The organism is Streptomyces lateritius, from assembly GCF_014649715.1.
Taxonomy (GTDB): domain Bacteria; phylum Actinomycetota; class Actinomycetes; order Streptomycetales; family Streptomycetaceae; genus Streptomyces; species Streptomyces lateritius.
This window is the reverse complement of the sequence record NZ_BMTO01000001.1, coordinates 244183-246288: the sequence shown is the minus strand read 5'-3', so window position 1 is coordinate 246288 and position 2106 is coordinate 244183. Positions and strand designations below refer to the sequence as shown.

2 protein-coding genes are annotated in these 2106 nt (G+C 67.9%); one reads left to right on the top strand and one right to left on the bottom strand.

All coding sequences use genetic code 11. The features are described 5' to 3' along the window. Window positions 1-60: 60 nt before the first annotated feature. Window positions 61-528 (bottom strand): RDD family protein, encoded by a 468-nt coding sequence (locus IE136_RS01190; RefSeq protein ID WP_158986689.1) that lies wholly within the window; start codon window positions 526-528, stop codon window positions 61-63. Between the two features lie 221 nt (window positions 529-749). Between IE136_RS01190 and glnA the strand changes: the two genes are divergently transcribed. Next, a partial coding sequence (gene glnA, locus IE136_RS01185) for a type I glutamate--ammonia ligase (RefSeq protein WP_189599181.1) occupies window positions 750-2106 on the top strand: 1357 nt, incomplete at its 3' end.

Below are 2106 nucleotides of genomic sequence, written 5' to 3'. Positions count from 1 at the left end.
CGCCCCGGGAACCGTTCGGTTCCCGGGGCGCCCTTGTGCTCGGTGCCGGACGTCCGGCCGTCAGATCCGGATCTGGACGGCGCCGGAGAGGCGGTCGTGCAGTCCGCGGCCGTCGCGGTCCCAGATCAGGGCCGGGACGGCGAGGCAGACGAGCAGGCTCCGGAGGAGGACACGGAGGATGCCGAGCCGGCCGCCGCCCGCCGAGGCGACGCGCAGGCCGAAGAGCCGCTTGCCGGGGGTGGAACCGACGGTGCCGACCGTCAGCACGCTCAGGACGAGCAGGATGACCAGGGCCCAGTTGCCGGTCGCCTGACTGTAGCCGTCGGTGATCAGGCCGTATGCGATCAGCATGCAGAGGGCCCAGTCCACGGCGAGGGCGCCGATCCGGCGGCCCGGGCGGGCGATCGAACCAGGCCCCTCCTCGGGGAGCCCGAGCTGCTGACCGCGGTAACCGAAGTCGACGCCTGCGTCCTCGGCCGCCGCGCGGGGGCCGGAAAGCCATGATCCGAGTGCTTGCCTGTTGTCCACGCGTCCACGGTACTGCGCCCGTTTTTGATCACTTCGGCCCGGGTCTGCATCGGCGCTCCGCGATGCCGGCCGGACCCACCCCGGTTAACTTGGTCGAAACAAATGGGTCATGCTTGAGAAATCCCGTCTGCCTATGGTCGGGTCCAGCGTGTGCCACCGCACTGGCCGCACGACCGAGCTGCAACCCCGCCCCTCCCCGGGCCGGGAGTAGGAGGAGTTGGATGTTCCAGAACGCCGACGAGGCCAAGAAGTTCATCAAGGACAACGACGTCAAGATGGTCGACGTCCGTTTCTGTGACCTTCCGGGAGTGATGCAGCACTTCACGATCCCGGCGACGGCGTTCGACCCGTCCGAGGAGCTCGCCTTCGACGGTTCGTCGATCCGCGGCTTCCAGGCCATCCACGAGTCGGACATGGCCCTGCGCGCGGACCTGTCGACGGCCCGCCTGGACCCGTTCCGCCGTGACAAGACGCTGAACATCAACTTCTTCATCCACGACCCGATCACGGGCGAGCAGTACAGCCGTGACCCGCGCAACATCGCGAAGAAGGCCGAGGCCTACCTGGCCTCCACCGGCATCGCGGACACCGCGTTCTTCGGCCCCGAGGCGGAGTTCTACGTCTTCGACTCGGTGCGCTTCGAGACCTCGGCGAACCAGGGCTTCTACCACATCGACTCCGAGGCCGGCGCCTGGAACACCGGCAAGGTCGAGGACAACCGTGGTTACAAGGTCCGCTACAAGGGCGGCTACTTCCCGGCCCCGCCGGTGGACCACTTCGCCGACCTGCGCGCGGAGATCTCCCTGGAGCTGGAGAACGTCGGCCTCCAGGTCGAGCGCCAGCACCACGAGGTCGGCACCGCCGGCCAGGCCGAGATCAACTACAAGTTCAACACGCTGCTCGCCGCGGCCGACGACCTGATGCTCTTCAAGTACATCGTGAAGAACGTCGCCTGGCGCAACGGCAAGACCGCGACCTTCATGCCGAAGCCGATCTTCGGCGACAACGGCTCGGGCATGCACGTCCACCAGTCGCTGTGGCAGAACGGCGACCCGCTGTTCTACGACGAGCAGGGCTACGCGGGCCTGTCGGACACCGCCCGCTACTACATCGGCGGCATCCTGAAGCACGCCCCGTCGCTGCTGGCCTTCACCAACCCGACGGTGAACTCGTACCACCGCCTGGTCCCCGGCTTCGAGGCCCCGGTCAACCTGGTCTACTCGCAGCGCAACCGCTCCGCGGCCATGCGCATCCCGATCACGGGCTCGAACCCGAAGGCCAAGCGCGTCGAGTTCCGCGCGCCGGACCCGTCCTCGAACCCGTACCTCGCGTTCTCGGCGCTGCTCCTCGCGGGCCTCGACGGCATCAAGAACAAGATCGAGCCGGCCGAGCCGATCGACAAGGACCTCTACGAGCTGGCCCCGGAGGAGCACGCGGGCGTCGCTCAGGTCCCCACCTCCCTCCCGGCGGTGCTCGACGCCCTCGAGGCGGACAACGAGTACCTCCAGGCCGGCGGTGTCTTCACCTCCGACCTGATCGAGACCTGGATCGACTACAAGCGCACGAACGAGATCGCCC